At 58.3% G+C, this 14,380-nt stretch carries 14 protein-coding genes; 9 read left to right on the forward strand and 5 right to left on the reverse strand.

Annotation, left to right across the window (positions count from 1 at the left end):
• Positions 1 to 33 precede the first annotated feature (33 nt).
• From G6L97_RS23760 to G6L97_RS23800, 9 genes are all read left to right on the forward strand, one after another.
• On the forward strand, positions 34 to 762 hold the full coding sequence (locus G6L97_RS23760; protein WP_065705974.1) for a fumarylacetoacetate hydrolase family protein: 729 nt from the start codon (positions 34 to 36) through the stop codon (positions 760 to 762).
• The gene (maiA, locus tag G6L97_RS23765; RefSeq protein ID WP_065705975.1) at positions 759 to 1,409 is read left to right on the forward strand and encodes a maleylacetoacetate isomerase; all 651 of its coding nucleotides are present in this window, start codon (positions 759 to 761) and stop codon (positions 1,407 to 1,409) included. Before G6L97_RS23760 ends, maiA begins: the two co-directional genes overlap by 4 nt.
• A gap of 30 nt (positions 1,410 to 1,439) precedes the next feature.
• On the forward strand, positions 1,440 to 2,630 hold the full coding sequence (locus tag G6L97_RS23770) for an ABC transporter substrate-binding protein (RefSeq protein WP_211390061.1): 1,191 nt from the start codon (positions 1,440 to 1,442) through the stop codon (positions 2,628 to 2,630).
• Between the two features lie 35 nt (positions 2,631 to 2,665).
• Entirely contained in the window at positions 2,666 to 3,586 is a 921-nt protein-coding gene (locus tag G6L97_RS23775) for a branched-chain amino acid ABC transporter permease (RefSeq protein WP_065705979.1), read from the forward strand.
• Positions 3,587 to 3,589: 3 nt separating this feature from the next.
• The gene (locus G6L97_RS23780; protein WP_083211738.1) at positions 3,590 to 4,600 is read left to right on the forward strand and encodes a branched-chain amino acid ABC transporter permease; all 1,011 of its coding nucleotides are present in this window, start codon (positions 3,590 to 3,592) and stop codon (positions 4,598 to 4,600) included.
• Positions 4,597 to 5,346: an ABC transporter ATP-binding protein gene (locus G6L97_RS23785; protein ID WP_065705981.1), complete on the forward strand. Its 750-nt coding sequence runs from the start codon at positions 4,597 to 4,599 to the stop codon at positions 5,344 to 5,346. Before G6L97_RS23780 ends, G6L97_RS23785 begins: the two co-directional genes overlap by 4 nt.
• On the forward strand, positions 5,346 to 6,047 hold the full coding sequence (locus G6L97_RS23790) for an ABC transporter ATP-binding protein (RefSeq protein WP_065705983.1): 702 nt from the start codon (positions 5,346 to 5,348) through the stop codon (positions 6,045 to 6,047). The genes G6L97_RS23785 and G6L97_RS23790 overlap by 1 nt, the downstream gene beginning before the upstream one ends.
• A 94-nt stretch (positions 6,048 to 6,141) precedes the next feature.
• Positions 6,142 to 7,590 carry an aldehyde dehydrogenase gene (locus G6L97_RS23795; RefSeq protein ID WP_141194013.1) on the forward strand — a complete coding sequence of 483 codons (1,449 nt, stop codon included), beginning with the start codon at positions 6,142 to 6,144 and terminating at the stop codon, positions 7,588 to 7,590.
• Positions 7,591 to 7,717: 127 nt separating this feature from the next.
• Positions 7,718 to 9,433, forward strand: a complete 1,716-nt coding sequence (locus G6L97_RS23800; RefSeq protein ID WP_174003969.1) for a GMC family oxidoreductase — start codon at positions 7,718 to 7,720, stop codon at positions 9,431 to 9,433.
• 120 nt (positions 9,434 to 9,553) lie between these two features.
• Here the strand turns inward: G6L97_RS23800 and G6L97_RS23805 are convergent, their stop codons facing one another.
• From G6L97_RS23805 to G6L97_RS23825, 5 genes are all read right to left on the reverse strand, one after another.
• Entirely contained in the window at positions 9,554 to 10,540 is a 987-nt protein-coding gene (locus G6L97_RS23805; protein WP_174038130.1) for an NAD-dependent epimerase/dehydratase family protein, read from the reverse strand.
• Between the two features lie 37 nt (positions 10,541 to 10,577).
• Positions 10,578 to 11,339, reverse strand: a complete 762-nt coding sequence (locus G6L97_RS23810) for a hypothetical protein (protein ID WP_174003973.1) — start codon at positions 11,337 to 11,339, stop codon at positions 10,578 to 10,580.
• The gene (locus tag G6L97_RS23815; RefSeq protein WP_174003975.1) at positions 11,336 to 12,370 is read right to left on the reverse strand and encodes a Gfo/Idh/MocA family protein; all 1,035 of its coding nucleotides are present in this window, start codon (positions 12,368 to 12,370) and stop codon (positions 11,336 to 11,338) included. The genes G6L97_RS23810 and G6L97_RS23815 overlap by 4 nt, the downstream gene beginning before the upstream one ends.
• Positions 12,367 to 13,242 carry a sugar phosphate isomerase/epimerase family protein gene (locus G6L97_RS23820; RefSeq protein WP_272438517.1) on the reverse strand — a complete coding sequence of 292 codons (876 nt, stop codon included), beginning with the start codon at positions 13,240 to 13,242 and terminating at the stop codon, positions 12,367 to 12,369. The genes G6L97_RS23815 and G6L97_RS23820 overlap by 4 nt, the downstream gene beginning before the upstream one ends.
• A gap of 67 nt (positions 13,243 to 13,309) precedes the next feature.
• Positions 13,310 to 14,377: an ABC transporter ATP-binding protein gene (locus G6L97_RS23825; protein WP_065705997.1), complete on the reverse strand. Its 1,068-nt coding sequence runs from the start codon at positions 14,375 to 14,377 to the stop codon at positions 13,310 to 13,312.
• Between the last annotated feature and the right edge of the window lie 3 nt (positions 14,378 to 14,380).

Raw genomic sequence — 14,380 nt, forward strand, 5'->3', positions numbered from 1 at the left:
TTGATTTGCAAGATGAACAGAATGGAACACTCGATGTCTACTTTCGAATTCGAACCACAGGTACCTGCATCCATCGCGATCAGCGACAGCCAGAACCGCTTTCCCGTACGCCGGATCTTCTGCGTCGGTCGAAATTACGCCGCCCATGCTCGCGAAATGGGGAAGGATCCCGACCGTGAACCGCCGTTCTTCTTCACCAAACCAGCCGACGCGGTCGCGGACAGCGGCAGCGCGATCCCCTATCCGCCGGAGACCAGTGATTTCCATTATGAAATAGAACTTGTCATCGCGATCGGAAAGGATTGCGTCTCAGTGTCGAAGGAAGAAGCGCTGGATACCGTGTGGGGTTACGGCGTCGGAATCGATCTGACGCGGCGCGATCTGCAACTCTCCGCCCGTGACAAGGGCAGGCCGTGGGACTGGGGCAAGGCGTTCGACCTTTCCGCACCCTGCGCACCGCTGAAGCGTGTCTCAGAGGTCGGCCATGTCGATAAGGGCCGGATCTGGCTTGCCGTCAACGGGACCATCCGCCAGGACGCCGACGTGGCTGAACTGATCTGGGACGTTCCCGAAATCATTTCGATCCTCTCGCAATCGATGTCCCTGAAACGCGGCGACCTCATCATGACGGGGACGCCGGCGGGTGTTGGGGCAATTGTTGCCGGAGACAAGGTGACCGGCGGAATCGACGGCCTTGGCGAGATTGAAATCAATATCCTCGAAGCGGCATCACCCGCGAACCGCCGGGAGAATGCGGCATGAGCCGACCGGTTCTGCACAATTACTATCGCAGTTCGACATCCTACCGGGTGCGGATCGCGCTGGCGATGAAAGGTGTCGACTACGACTACGAGGCATTTCATCTGCGCAAGGGCGACCAGCGCTCGGAGCGGTTCCTGAAGCTCAATCCGCAGGGGCTCGTTCCGGCGCTTACCTGGAGCGACGGGGAGATCATAACCCAGTCGCTGGCGATCATCGAATATCTTGACGAGATCATTCCGGAGCCGCCGCTTCTGCCCGCCGATCCGGCCGGGCGGCAGCGCGTCCGCAGCCTGTCGCAGATCGTTGCCCTGGATATTCATCCAATCAACAATCTACGGGTCCTCGGCTATCTGAAAGAACACTTCGGAGCTGGCGAGGAGGCTCAGGCCACATGGTTCAGGCATTGGGTGACGGAGGCATTCGACGCAATGGAGCAGCGGCTTGCGAACGAGCCGGGCACTGGCCGCTTCTGCCATGGCGATACAGTTTCGCTTGCCGATATCTGCCTTGCTGCACAATTGACCAACAACAAGCGGTTCGGTGTCGATATGACACCCTATCCACAGATCACGAGAATAGGAGAGGAACTGGAACGGCTTGACGCCTTCCAGACGGCTGCGCCCGCGCGTCAGCCGGACAACGAATGACATTTTGATCGTTTCTCTAGGGAGGAGACTATGAGACGAACGATGACCGCAGCCGGTTTCGCATTGCTTGCGAGCGGAGCGTCGGCTTTTGCCGCAGACGAGCCCGTCAAGATTGGGTTCATCACCACCTTGACGACACCCGCGGCCAGCATCGGCAACGATATGGTCGATGCCGTCAACCTCGCCGTCGAGCATGTTGGCGGAACCATTGGTGGGCGACCCATCAAGGTAATTTTCGAGGACGATGGCCTCAAGCCGGAGCTCGGTCGACAGAAGGCCGAGAAACTCTTGCGGCAGGACGAGGTTGATGTCGTCTCGGGCTTTATCTGGTCGAACGTCCTGATGGCGGCTCGAAAGTCGGTTCTGGATTCAGGCAAGTTTCTCATCAGTACGAATGCGGGGCCGTCTGAACTGGCAGGCAAGTTGTGTAGCCCGAATTTCTTCTCGTTGCGCGGCCAGAACGACATGGTGCCGATCGCCCTTGGAAAGGTGATGAACGAGCGCAAGGTCAAGAAACTCTATGTCATGGCTCCCAACTACGCGGCGGGCAAGGATATGGCGGCCGGCGTTGAGCGCAGCTTTTCGGGCGAGGTTGTCGGTCGCGATTTCACCAAATGGGGTGACGATCCGCAGCTCGATTTTTCGGCGGAATTCGCGAAGGTCTCGGCATCCGGAGCGGATGCACTGTTCGCATTCTACCCAGGCCGTGCATCGATCTTCGCACGCCAGTTCGAGCAATCCGGGCTGGCAGACAAGGTCAAGCTCTACAGCGTCTTCACGATGGACCAGATCGCACTTCCGCAACTGCAGAAAGCCAATATCGATGTGGTGCTCGGAACACGTTCGGCCGATTACTGGTCCCCGGACCTGGACACGGAAGCCAACAAGCGTTTCGTTGCTGACTTCAAGACCAAATATAACCGCGTGCCATCCAACTATGCTGCGGCAGCCTATGATCTCATCCCTTATCTCAAGGCTGCGGTCGAGCAGAGTGGCGGCGACATTTCCAACACCGATGCCGTGCGTGAAGCCCTGATCAAGGCAGACTACGCTTCCGTGCGAGGCAGCTACAAGCTTGGCCGCAATCATTACCCGATAGACCATTACCATGGCCTTGAGGTCGCAGCGGACGCTAACGGCGCCTGGAGCTTGCGCTCTGACGGGATGAAAATGGACAGCCTCGTTGATCCTTACATCGAGGATTGCAAGAACACGCAATAACACGACCTACGGGTCGCCGCGCATGGGAGGGCACGGTGGATCTTGTTCTTTTCGCAAATCAGTTGATCAATGGAATCCAGCTTGGGCTGATCCTTTTCCTGCTTGCCGCCGGCTTGTCTCTTGTCTTCGGCATCATGGATTTCATCAATCTCGCCCATGGTGTCTTCTACATGGCGGGCGCCTATATCTGTGCAACTGTCGCAGTTCTCACCGGCTCGTTCATGCTGGGTATACTGGTTGCCATACCGCTGACCCTTGTACTTGGGCTCCTGATTGAATGGGTGATCGCGCGTCATTTCTACAAGCGCGATCACCTGGATCAGGTTCTGGCAACCTTCGGTCTGGTCCTGTGCGCGGACACGGCGGTGAAGTATTTGTGGGGGCCGGAAGGCTTGTCGGTACCGCTGCCATCCTGGCTCGGCGGGCAGGTCTCGCTTGGTGGCGTGACGCTTCCCACCTACCGGCTGTTCATCATCGCGGTGGCGGGCCTTGTTGCCTTCGCATTATGGCAGGTCATCAGCCGTACGCGTGTCGGCATGATGATCAGGGCATCATCTTCCAATGAGGAAATGGCGCGCGCCCTCGGCATCGAAACGCGCATGGTGTTCGCTTTCGTGTTCGCAATCGGGGCCGTGTTGGCGGGGATCGGGGGCATCATGGTTGCACCGATCACCGGCGCTTCGATCGGAATGGGTAACCAGGTGGTGATCCTGGCGCTTGTCGTCATCATCATCGGGGGCATCGGTTCGATATTCGGCGCATTCGTCGCCGCGATCGGCGTCGGTCTGATCGATACACTGGGGCGAGCCTACCTGCCGTCTATTCTGAACCTTGTGTTTAGCCCGGACGTTGCGTCCTCGGCCGGGCCATCGCTCGCCTCCATTCTTATCTATCTGACGATGGCGCTTGTTCTCGTCTTCAGACCGGCAGGTCTTTTCCCTCCGGCCAATAGGTGAACCATGACACGTATCTATTCTAGCGCCGACGTAACGCACACCAGCGATATCCCGGTCGGAAAGCCGACGGAACGGGGCATTTCAAGAGATGCAGCGGCCGCCGTCGTCATCCTTTTGCTGCTTGCTGCCGCGCCACCACTTCTCGGTGCCTTGTCCCAGAGTTTCTGGGTCGATGTCCTGTTGCGTGCGATGATCCTCGCCATCGCCGCCGTGTCGCTGAACTTCATCATCGGGCTTGGCGGAATGATCAGTCTCGGCCATGCGGCCTTTCTGGGGATTGGCGGCTATTCAGTCGGAATTCTGTCTGACGTGGATGTCGATAACGGGTTCATTCAGCTTGCCGTCACGCTTGCGGTAGCAGCCCTTTTCGCGCTTCTATCGGGCCTCATCGCACTCAGAACGCGCGCTGTTCACTTCATCATGATCACGCTCGCGTTCGCGCAGATGCTGTATTTCACGATGGTCGGCCTGAGACAGTTCGGCGGGGATGACGGGCTGACGGTAAATTACGCGAGCGCATTCGGTAGTGCGTTTGACCTGGGAAGCAAGTCAACGCTCTTTTACGTGGTCCTGGTGGTTCTCGCGCTGACGACATTCGGCGTTTCCCGCATTCGGCACTCCGCCTTCGGGCTGGTCCTGATGGCTGCCAAGGGCAATGAAAGGCGCGTCAATGCCATCGGTTACGATCCGTATCGGTATCGCATCACCGCCTATGTCCTGGCAGGCATGGTCTGCGCCATTGCCGGGTTCCTCGATGCCAATTTTACCAGCTTCGTAACCCCGGAAGCGATGAGCTGGACGAGTTCCGCCGAGCTTATCTTCATGGTTATCGTCGGTGGGGTCTCCACCACGGCGGGACCAATCGTGGGAGCGTTGGTATTTCTGCTCCTGGAGGAATTTCTCGGCGGTCTGACCATCTACTGGCACTTCTGGTTCGGCCTGTTCCTCATCGCCGTGGTGCTGTTTGCAAAAGGTGGGCTGGTTGGTCTGATTGCGAAGAGGAAACGCACATGAACCCCGCCCTGGAAGTCCGCAATCTTCAAAAGCACTTTGGTGGACTGCATGTGACGCGCGATGTTTCGCTGTCACTGGCGCATGGAGAACTGCACGCAGTCATTGGCCCCAACGGCGCGGGAAAGACCACGCTGATCAGCCAGCTGTTCGGTGACCTTGTGCCGTCGGCCGGAACGATCCTGGTCGATGGACGCGATGTCACGGGGCGGCCGCCGCATCAGCGCGCCGGCTTCGGAATGGCGCGTTCCTTCCAGATCACGACCCTTGTTCGTGAACTCACCATAGGCGACAACGCCAGCCTCGCGATACTCGCAAGCCGGGGACATGCGTTTCGGTTCTGGAAGCGCGTCGATCGCGATGCTCATCTTCTTGAAACCGCGCGGCACGCGTTGAGCGCGGTCGGCTTTGTCGGCATGGACCTTCAGCGCCGTGTCGCCGACCTCAGCCACGGTGAGCAAAGGCTTCTGGAACTCGCGATTGCGCTCATAGGCAAGCCCAAGCTTCTGCTGCTCGATGAGCCGATGGCGGGTCTCGGCTCGGAAGAAAGCAAGGCAATGACCCGGTTGCTGCTTGGGTTGAAAGGGCGCGTCACCATCCTCTTGGTCGAGCACGACATGGATGCCGTATTCGAGCTTGCCGACCGCATCACGGTGCTCGTTCGCGGTGAAGTGGTGGCCATTGGGACACCCGCGGAGATCCGGGCCGATGGCCGCGTGCGAACTGCTTACCTGGGGGAGGATGCCTGATGCTCAGCGTGCAGGGTTTGAAAAGCGGATATGAACGGACGCCCGTGCTGTTCGATATGTCTTTCGAGGTCAATGCCGGCGAGGCGATCTGCCTGATGGGCAGAAACGGCATGGGAAAGACCACCACTGTGCGAGCGCTCATGGGGCTGCTCCCCGTCTGGGACGGATCCATCGATTTCGACGGTCACCGTCTGGACGGCATGTCCGCTGCCCGTGTTGCGCGGCGCGGCCTTGGTCTTGTTCCCGAGGGGCGCCAGATATTTCCCAACCTCACCGTCATCGAAAACCTCAAGGTCGCGGCGGCCAATCGGGCCGGCAATCCCTCACCCTGGACGACCGACGAAATATTCGATTTCTTCCCTGCATTGCATGAACGTGCTGCTTCCTACGGCAATCTCTTGTCGGGAGGCGAGCAGCAGATGCTTGCGATCGGCCGCGCGCTGATGACAAATCCACGTCTGCTCATTCTTGATGAGGCGACCGAGGGGCTGGCGCCCGTCATCCGCGACCAGATTTGGAGCTGCATCGGCAAGTTGCGCTCGAAAGGGCAGGCGATCATCGTCATCGACAAGCACATCAAGCGGCTCATGCAGGTCGTTGACCGCTTCTATGTCGTGGAAAAAGGGCGCGTCGTCTGGTCGGGCGATCCGGGAGGGGTGCTTCGCGAGGAGGCAAGGATCAAGGCATATCTGAGCGTCTGATTGTAGACACGAGCGTGGCGGCCACCTGGCGCTGGCGTTCAGCATAGCGCAGATCAGTCGTTTTAGAGGGCGTAAACAAGGAGGAGCGAGAACCATGGATACCTATATCCACATTGATAACGAAGAGCGTCAGGCAGAAACTCGAGCAACATTCGAACGGCGCAATCCTGCATCCGATGCGATTGTAACAAGAGGCGCGGCCGGCGGTGTCGCCGATGCGATCAAGGCGGTCGAAAGCGCCCAGACTGCATTTCTTGAATGGAAGAAGTCGGGTCCGACGCAACGGCGAGCCCTGCTTTTGAAGGCGGCGGATGAGATCGAGGCAAGGGCGGATGACTTCGTCAAGGCGATGGCGCTTGAAGTTGGCGCCAACGAATTGTGGGCGCGCTTCAACGTCATGCTGGCGGCCAATCTTTTCCGTGAAGCCGCAGGTCTTTCGACACAGCTTCAGGGGGAAACCATTCCCACCGACAAGCCGGGAGCACTCTCGATGACGATCCGCCAGCCGGTTGGTGTCATTTTGAGCATCGTGCCATGGAACGGTCCGGTTGTTCTTGCCGCACGCGCGATCGCATATCCGCTGGTTTGTGGAAATTCCGTCGTGTTTCGCGCGTCGGAGACTAGTCCGCGCACCCATGAGATCATCGTGCAGGCCGTTCGCGCGGCGGGCTTCCCGGCTGGCGTTCTCAACTTCCTGACTAATGATCCGAAGGACGCACCCGACGTCGTTGATGCTTTGATCGCCCATCCAGCCGTCCGGCGCATCAACTTCACCGGCTCGACCCATGTGGGCCGCATCATCGCTGAAAAGGCAGGACGTCACCTCAAACGTTGCATCCTGGAACTCGGAGACAAATCGCCGCTCGTCGTTCTCGACGATGCCGATATCGACGGGGCCGTCTCAGCCGGCATTTTCGGCGCGTTTCTCTACCAGGGGCAGATCTGCATGTCGACCGAGCGGATCATCGTCGATGAGAAGATCGCCGGTGATTATGTGGCAAAATTTGCTCAGAGAGCGAAGACGCTTCCGGCAGGCGATCCGGCGCAGGGCGCCTGTATTCTCGGCCCGGTGATCAGCAAAGGCGCCGCCGATCGCTTGCGAGAATTGCTCGACGATGCCGTTTCGAAAGGGGCCAGACTGGTTGCGGGTGGCGCACCGAAAGGAACGGTTTTTCAGGCCACGGTTCTTGATGGCGTTACACCCGGAATGCGGATCTACTCGGAAGAGACATTCGGCCCCATTGTTTCGATCATCCATGCCAAGGATACGGATGACGCGGTCCGCATCGCCAATGACACAGATTACGGCCTGTCGGCTGGGGTCTTCGGGGGGGATATCGCGCGTGCGATCGACGTTGCGCAGCGCATCGACACCGGGTCTGTTCACATCAATGGCGCGACGGTCGCCAACGAAGCCCAGGCGCCATATGGCGGCACAAAGGCGAGCGGATTTGGCCGCTTCGATGGAAGGGCAGTGATTGATGAGTTCACCGAGCTGAAATGGCTCACGATCGAAAGCAGCCAGCAGGGTTATCCGTTCTGAAAGACGTCCCGTGGGCCATCCAATCCGGATGGCCCACGCGGATTTCAAAGCAGTAGAGTGAGGTTTTTCGTGCGGGTCCGGAGGCACGCGAAATATTCCGGACGCAATCTCGGGGAGGAGACGGAAAATGGGCAGGGACGGCAGCAGACTCGACAAGCTCGAGCACCGCTTGATTTCGGGCGCGATCACACGCAGACATTTTATTCAGGCCACGTTGGCAGCGGGACTGGTCGGTATCAGCGGGATCGATGCTCTCGCTGACGAACTCGACGCAATCCGCGCCAACCAGGAAAAGCGCCGCGTCTCTCTTGCAAAGACCTACGACTATATTGTCGTCGGTGCCGGAAGCGCCGGCTGCTCGCTTGTCGGAGCTCTGGCCAAAGACAAGGCAGCGCGCATCCTTGTGCTTGAAGCGGGAGAGTGGGACACTCCGCCGGAAGTACAGGACCCACGACTCTGGTTCACCAACCTGGGAACACCGCGCGACTGGGGCGACAATTCGATCCCGAGCAAAGGCGTCAACGATCGTGCCATCGCCGAGCATACCGGCCGCATCGTTGGCGGCGGCAGCAGTATCAATGCGACGATCTGGTCGCGGCCATTCAAGGCGGATCTTGACCACTGGGCAGAGGTTTCCGGCGACCCGCACTGGGGTTACAGCCATGGGCTTGACGTGTTCAAGCGGGTTGAGAACTGGCAAGGCGAGCCCAATGCGAAATATCGCGGCAACGGCGGGCCTGTCTGGGTGCAGCCGGCCCATGATCCGTTGCCGCTTGCGCTGGGGGCGCTCGAGGGGTGCCGCGAAGTCGGCCTGCCGGTGGTCGGCGACCTCAATGGCGAACGAGAGGAAACAGGCAGTGGCTTCGGCCTGATGAACCAGATCATCAAGGATGGCCGGCGATTCAGCATGGCCAAGGCGTTTCTTTATCCTGTTCTTTCGCAGGAGAATGTCACGCTTCTGGTTGGTGCGCAGGTCAGCAAGGTCGTTATCGAAGGAGACCGGGCGACCGCGGTGGAGTTCCTGCAGGGTGGCAAAAAGGTGACCGTGGCTGCTGACAAGGAGATCATTCTCAGCGCCGGCGGTTTCAATACGCCCCATATTCTGATGCTGAGCGGTATCGGGAACGAAAGCGATCTAAAGGCGGTCGATATCAAGACGATCGTCAACGCGCCTGAAGTCGGCCGCAATGTGCAGGACCATATTCTGCATGGCGGATGCCTTTTCGAAGCGCCGGCCGCGTTCGAATATCGTAACAGTGCGGCCAATGTTTCGGGCTATTACAAGACCCGTTCGGATCTCGAATTACCCGATGTCAGTATCGTCCAGATTGAAATCCCATATGCAAGCGATGTGATCGCCAAGGAATACGCGCCTCCTGCAACGAGCTGGGCGCTGTGTGCCGGGCTGGTGACGCCGAAGAGCCGGGGTACGGTCAAACTGAAATCGAGTGACACCTCCGTACGGCCTGTCGTAGACATGCAGTTTCTCAGTGAGCCGGACGATGTCGCCACGCTTTCCGAAAGTATCGAGATCGCCCGTTCTATCGGCAATTCCAAAGCGATGAGGGAATTCGTCGTGAAGGAAGTCTCTCCCGGCAAGAAGTTGGAAGGTGATGCGCTGGTGAACTTCGTGCGCAACGGCGCCACGACATATTTCCACGCGTCGGGTGCGTGCCGGATGGGCAAGGACGACAAGGCAGTTGTCGATTCCAAATTGCGGGTCAACGGTATCCGAAATCTGCGGATTGCCGACTCGACCATCATGCCTCGCATCGTGGCGGTTCCGACCATGCCGGCCTGCGTTCTGATCGGCCAGCGCATGGCCGAGATACTTGCGACTTGATGGTTATGTGAGGGGTGTGATTAGGCTGCTATGGATGGCAAATGCGGACCGGGAGGCATTTCGAGCACTCCCGGTATTCGTGCCGCATCCCTTGGACCGCCGGACGTGACGGTCTGCTGCTCATCTTGCGAGGCGTTCGATGTCCCCGACGATCCGATCGCTCAGGGCTTCGATCGCAGGGTCTTTTTGTATGCCGGCTTCAAGGCGTTTCTTCAGGAAGCGGATGGGGGCGGCCAGCACCTTTTCGAGGTCTGATTCGCATGCGAAGTCACCGGCGAGCATCTTGATTTTGGTGTTGTCGAACAAGGTGGTCAATGTCTTGTCGCCAAACAATGGACCCTGCCACTCGGGATGATAACGAACCAGTACATCGCTTGGCACATGCACGATTTTGATATCCACGCCCAATGCGCGAGCGATCACGCTATAGATTGCATCCCAGGTGTAGCCATTGTCCGAGGTGATATGGAAATCTTCACCCAGGGCGCCAGGATTGCCGAAAAGCCTGACGAATGGACGCGCGATATCCTCGGAACGCGTGAGCGTCCACAGGGAGGTGCCGTCGCCTGCGACGATCACCGGCTTGTCTGCCAGCATGCGAAGCGCCACGCTGTCCCCTTCGTTGAGCATCGTCGGCATGGCGGTCCGCACGGTCTGGCTTGGTCGCACGATCGTGTAGGGAAGATCCACGGCGGACCGGATCATTTCCTCACTTCTGATTTTCGCCTGGCTGTAGGACCAGAACGGATTGCCTATTCTTGTGGTTTCGGCCAAGCGTCCGTCGAACGGCGTCTTATGATAGACCGAGGCCGATGAAATGAACACGTATTGGCCTGTCCTTCCGGCGAATAGGCTGATATCGCGTTCGACCAGATCCGTTGTGCGGGCGAGAAACTGGTTGACTACATGCCAGTCCCGATTTGCGAGCTTTGCATAGGCATGAATGTCATCCGTGTCTCCGGTGATCAATTCGACGCCCTCCGGCAATGGTTCGCCTCTGATGCCGCGGTTGAAGACCGTGACCTGATGTCCGGCTTCGATTGCGGCTCTGACGCAGGGAAGCGAAATCTGGCCCGTTCCGCCTATGAACAATACTTTCAGGGTCATGCACTCCTCGCAAATTACATAATTACGCCGAAGACTGTCACGCGAGGCGCAGCAGCTTACGGCAGTTTTCAAGGTCAGTTCGCAATTTCTGTAGCCCGTAGGGCAAGGCACTTCCGTTACGAACATGTCCAAGAGCGATGCGCCATGAAATTCGGGCGCTGCTTTCGTATTGCAGCGCTGGCTCGATCAACGATGTCGGTGTGGTTGTGCGAATGATCGCCGGCTGAGCAGATGGGGCACCGGTAATATCGACCTCGAGCCTTCGCGTCATGCCGACCACATGTGCGTCAATAAACATTGTCTTGGCGTTATATGTGCCCGAAAAGACCGTTGCACCCGATTGCACTGTGTAGGAATGGTTTCGCGAGATGAAACTCTCCCGGCCATCGAACAGCGCTCCCATGAGACCCAGCATGGCTAACTGCTCCAAAAGAATTTCGCGGATATCGGTCCCGGTAATGCTGGCACTGCATTCTGCGTACACAGGCGACTCTACCGGCAATGTCCCACTCGGGAAAAGCTTCGGAAGAAAGGACAGAAGCGGCATGACCGGAATTTCCAGCTCTGCTAGGGTCTCTATGTCCCGTTCTTGCGCAAGCCATGGTTTTGCCAGCAGGATCAGATGCGCATTGGTGCAGGCTAGGCGACCCGGCTCCAGTGCGTCGGCCTGTGCGATTGCAATCCCTGCGGTTTCGTTGTCGGACCATGCCATGCTCAAGGGAAGTGAATTCAGGGTGTCCCGGTAGGCCGGATCCAGTTCGCCATTTGTCAGATCGATAACACTGACTGGAGATGTCATAGCCTCTCCTCCAGAATGCGGTCCGCAGCGCCGGCAAGTCCAAGCGCGAAATCGAGATCAGCGATCGCGATGTCCGGCGGCACTGTCTGCTCACTCCGTCCGGTTACCACATCGAGGATTTCCTGCCACAGCACCTCGTACCCGTTGAGATCGCTATGGAATGTGGTCTGGACGCCGTTCCGGACAATGTGCGCTTTCGACGAGCCACCGAGCACATATGACGGTGTGAACTCGATGTGGAGATCGGTTCGTTTTCCCGTGGCTTTGAGCATCCATCTGGCCGGCCACTCTCCGGGCGTAATGGCCGTCATCATGGTGCGTGTGAGGTCATTGGCCATGTTCAATGCGTAACCGTATGGCAGGATGCCGGCGACATTGTGCAAGGTCCCCGGATCCGCGCAAAGCTCGCGGACAAGAGGGATGTCATGAATGCCAAGCCCAAGCAGGGCTGATCTCAACATTGCCCGGCGATATTGTTGCGAGTCTGCAGGACGTGATGCGGCCGGTGCGGCGTGAGCGAAGATTTCGGTCGATTGCGCGATGAAAACCGAGTTCGCAGGAATGCATATCGAGGATTGAATAAGCGAAGCCTGTTCTTCGTGATCTTTCCAGTCCTGGATCGCTCGCCGACAGGCGGGATCGTAGACATGCATCGTTCCCACGAAGAGCGCGGTTTTGAAGGGCCGGATGGCGTCATCGATCAGGCGGGCTTCCTCTTGCGACCAGGCAAGAGGTTTTTCGCAAAGAATGGCTTTCTTTGACGCCGCGCAGGCCGCAAGAATCTGCTCGCAATGCAAACTGTTGGGGCTGCATATGACGATGACATCTACCTTGGGGTCTTCGAGTATTGGCTCAATCGACGTCGTCGCGCGGGCTTCTACCCGCCCGGCGACATTCTTTGCGACATCCGCGTGTATGTCCATGATCCAACGGATTTCACAGCGGTCATTCACAGTGGCAATGGCCGGCAGGTGGATGGACTGTGTCACCTGTCCCGCGCCGATGATCCCTATGCCGACCGTCTGCCTCATGTTGTTTGCCGCAGGTTCAGGTTCCGTCGCATCCACTGACCTGCCAGCCTCGCGCTTTCCGCCACGGTTGGTTGATCGGCTATGTCGACCTCGACCACAAACCAGCCGTCAAAGCTCGACAGCGCAGCCATCACACCATCAAGTTCAATCGAACCGCGGCCCGGTTCAGTCCATATGCCTGCAGCGCCGGCGTCGAAATAGGTCTTGCCTTCAGTCTTGATGCTTTCAGCGACCGAGTGCCGGTAATCCTTCATGTGTACGGCGCCGATGCGACCCGCATGTGTTTTCAGGAATGGCAGGAGGTCGAATTCCGCCCAACTGAGGTGGCCTGTGTCAGGCCCCAGCATGAGAACATTTTTTGCAACGTTCTCAAGCACGAACTCGGTTTCTGACTGGGTTTCTATGCGTGTGCCGACATGGGGATGTAGGCAAGGGATGACGCCTTCCGCTACCATGGCCGCGGCGGTCTGCGCGATCCCCTCAGTGATTGCCTCAAGCACCCGGTCGTCACGCTTGGCACCCTGGGCAGGGATTTCGTTGCGCTCGGGCAAGATCCCTCGCACCTCGGCCAGAAAGATCCGGTCAAGGCCAAGCAGGGCATGGTCGCCGGCGATCTTGCGCGCAGTTTCGATCGTCCCCGCGAGTGCATCGTGATTGCTGAAATCGGCTGAAAAGTAACCCGGTGCGGGCAGGAGCTGGTAGCCGGTAAGTAGCTCCTGATAGGCTGCCGGTGTGCTACCGGCTGGGATGTCGGCATGAATGCCATCATAGCCTGCATCACGTACCATTTCGAGGATCACCGGGAGTGGCGGTGCCTGATCCGGTCTGAACCCCTCCCGCGTCAAAATGTAGGGGAGGGGGTTATAGGCCATTTTCCTGGACATACGTATTCCTCGGTCTTTCTGGATGTCTGAACTGAACCTCCGGTAAGCAGCGGTCTCAGTTGAGGCGTGTACCTGTCTCGGCGTCGAACAGATGGGCCCGATTTGCGAAAGGGCTGAGATGAATGGTTTCGCCCGGGGCGACCGTCAGGCGCTCGTGAAACATTCCGACGATCTCGTCACCGTTCATCCGCAACTTGACCAGGGTTTCGGATCCGGTCGGTTCCGTTACGGTGACTTCAGCCGCAAACGAACCAGGTGCACCGGCTTCAACGATGGCAAGATGTTCAGGGCGAATGCCGAGGGTAACGGGCCGGTTTGGGGTGCTGGACAGGTGCGGAACGACGATCTGGGTCCCAGATGGGCTTTTGAATACGCCATCGGACGACACCGTGCCGTTGATCAGGTTCATTCCGGGCGATCCGATAAATGTTGCGACGAAGAGATTGGCCGGGTTGTCATAGAGAGCAAGCGGCGGGCCGACTTGTTCGACACGGCCGCCATTCATGACGACGATCCTGTCGGCCATCGTCATCGCCTCCACCTGGTCATGCGTCACATACACAATGGTCGTGCCGAGCCGTTGATGCAGTTCCTTGATCTCGCTGCGCATCTGCACGCGCAGCTTCGCATCGAGATTGCTGAGGGGTTCGTCAAAGAGAAAAACCGCGGGATTTCTGACAATTGCCCGCCCCATCGCAACGCGCTGTCTCTGGCCGCCCGACAGCTGCTTTGGCGTCCTCTCGAGAAGGTCGTTCAAGGCGAGAATTTCAGCTGCCTTCCTGACGGCGGTATCGATCTCCGGCTTTGGCTTGCGCTTCAGCTTGAGTGAAAAGGCCATATTTTCGGCAACGGTCATGTGCGGGTACAAGGCATAGGACTGAAACACCATGGCGATGTCACGGTCTTTCGGAGCCAGCCGATTGACCACCTTGTCGCCGATCTTCATCGTCCCGCCGCTGATCGATTCCAGGCCTGCGATCATTCGCAGCAAGGTCGACTTTCCACATCCCGACGGTCCGACGAGAATGACGAACTCGCCATCTCGGACATCGACATCGACGCCGTGCAGAACCTGCAAGGCCCCGTATTTCTTGGTGACGGACTGAATTGTAAGAGAGGCCATGTG

The organism is Agrobacterium tumefaciens, from assembly GCF_013318015.2.
Classification (GTDB): Bacteria; Pseudomonadota; Alphaproteobacteria; order Rhizobiales; family Rhizobiaceae; genus Agrobacterium; species Agrobacterium tumefaciens.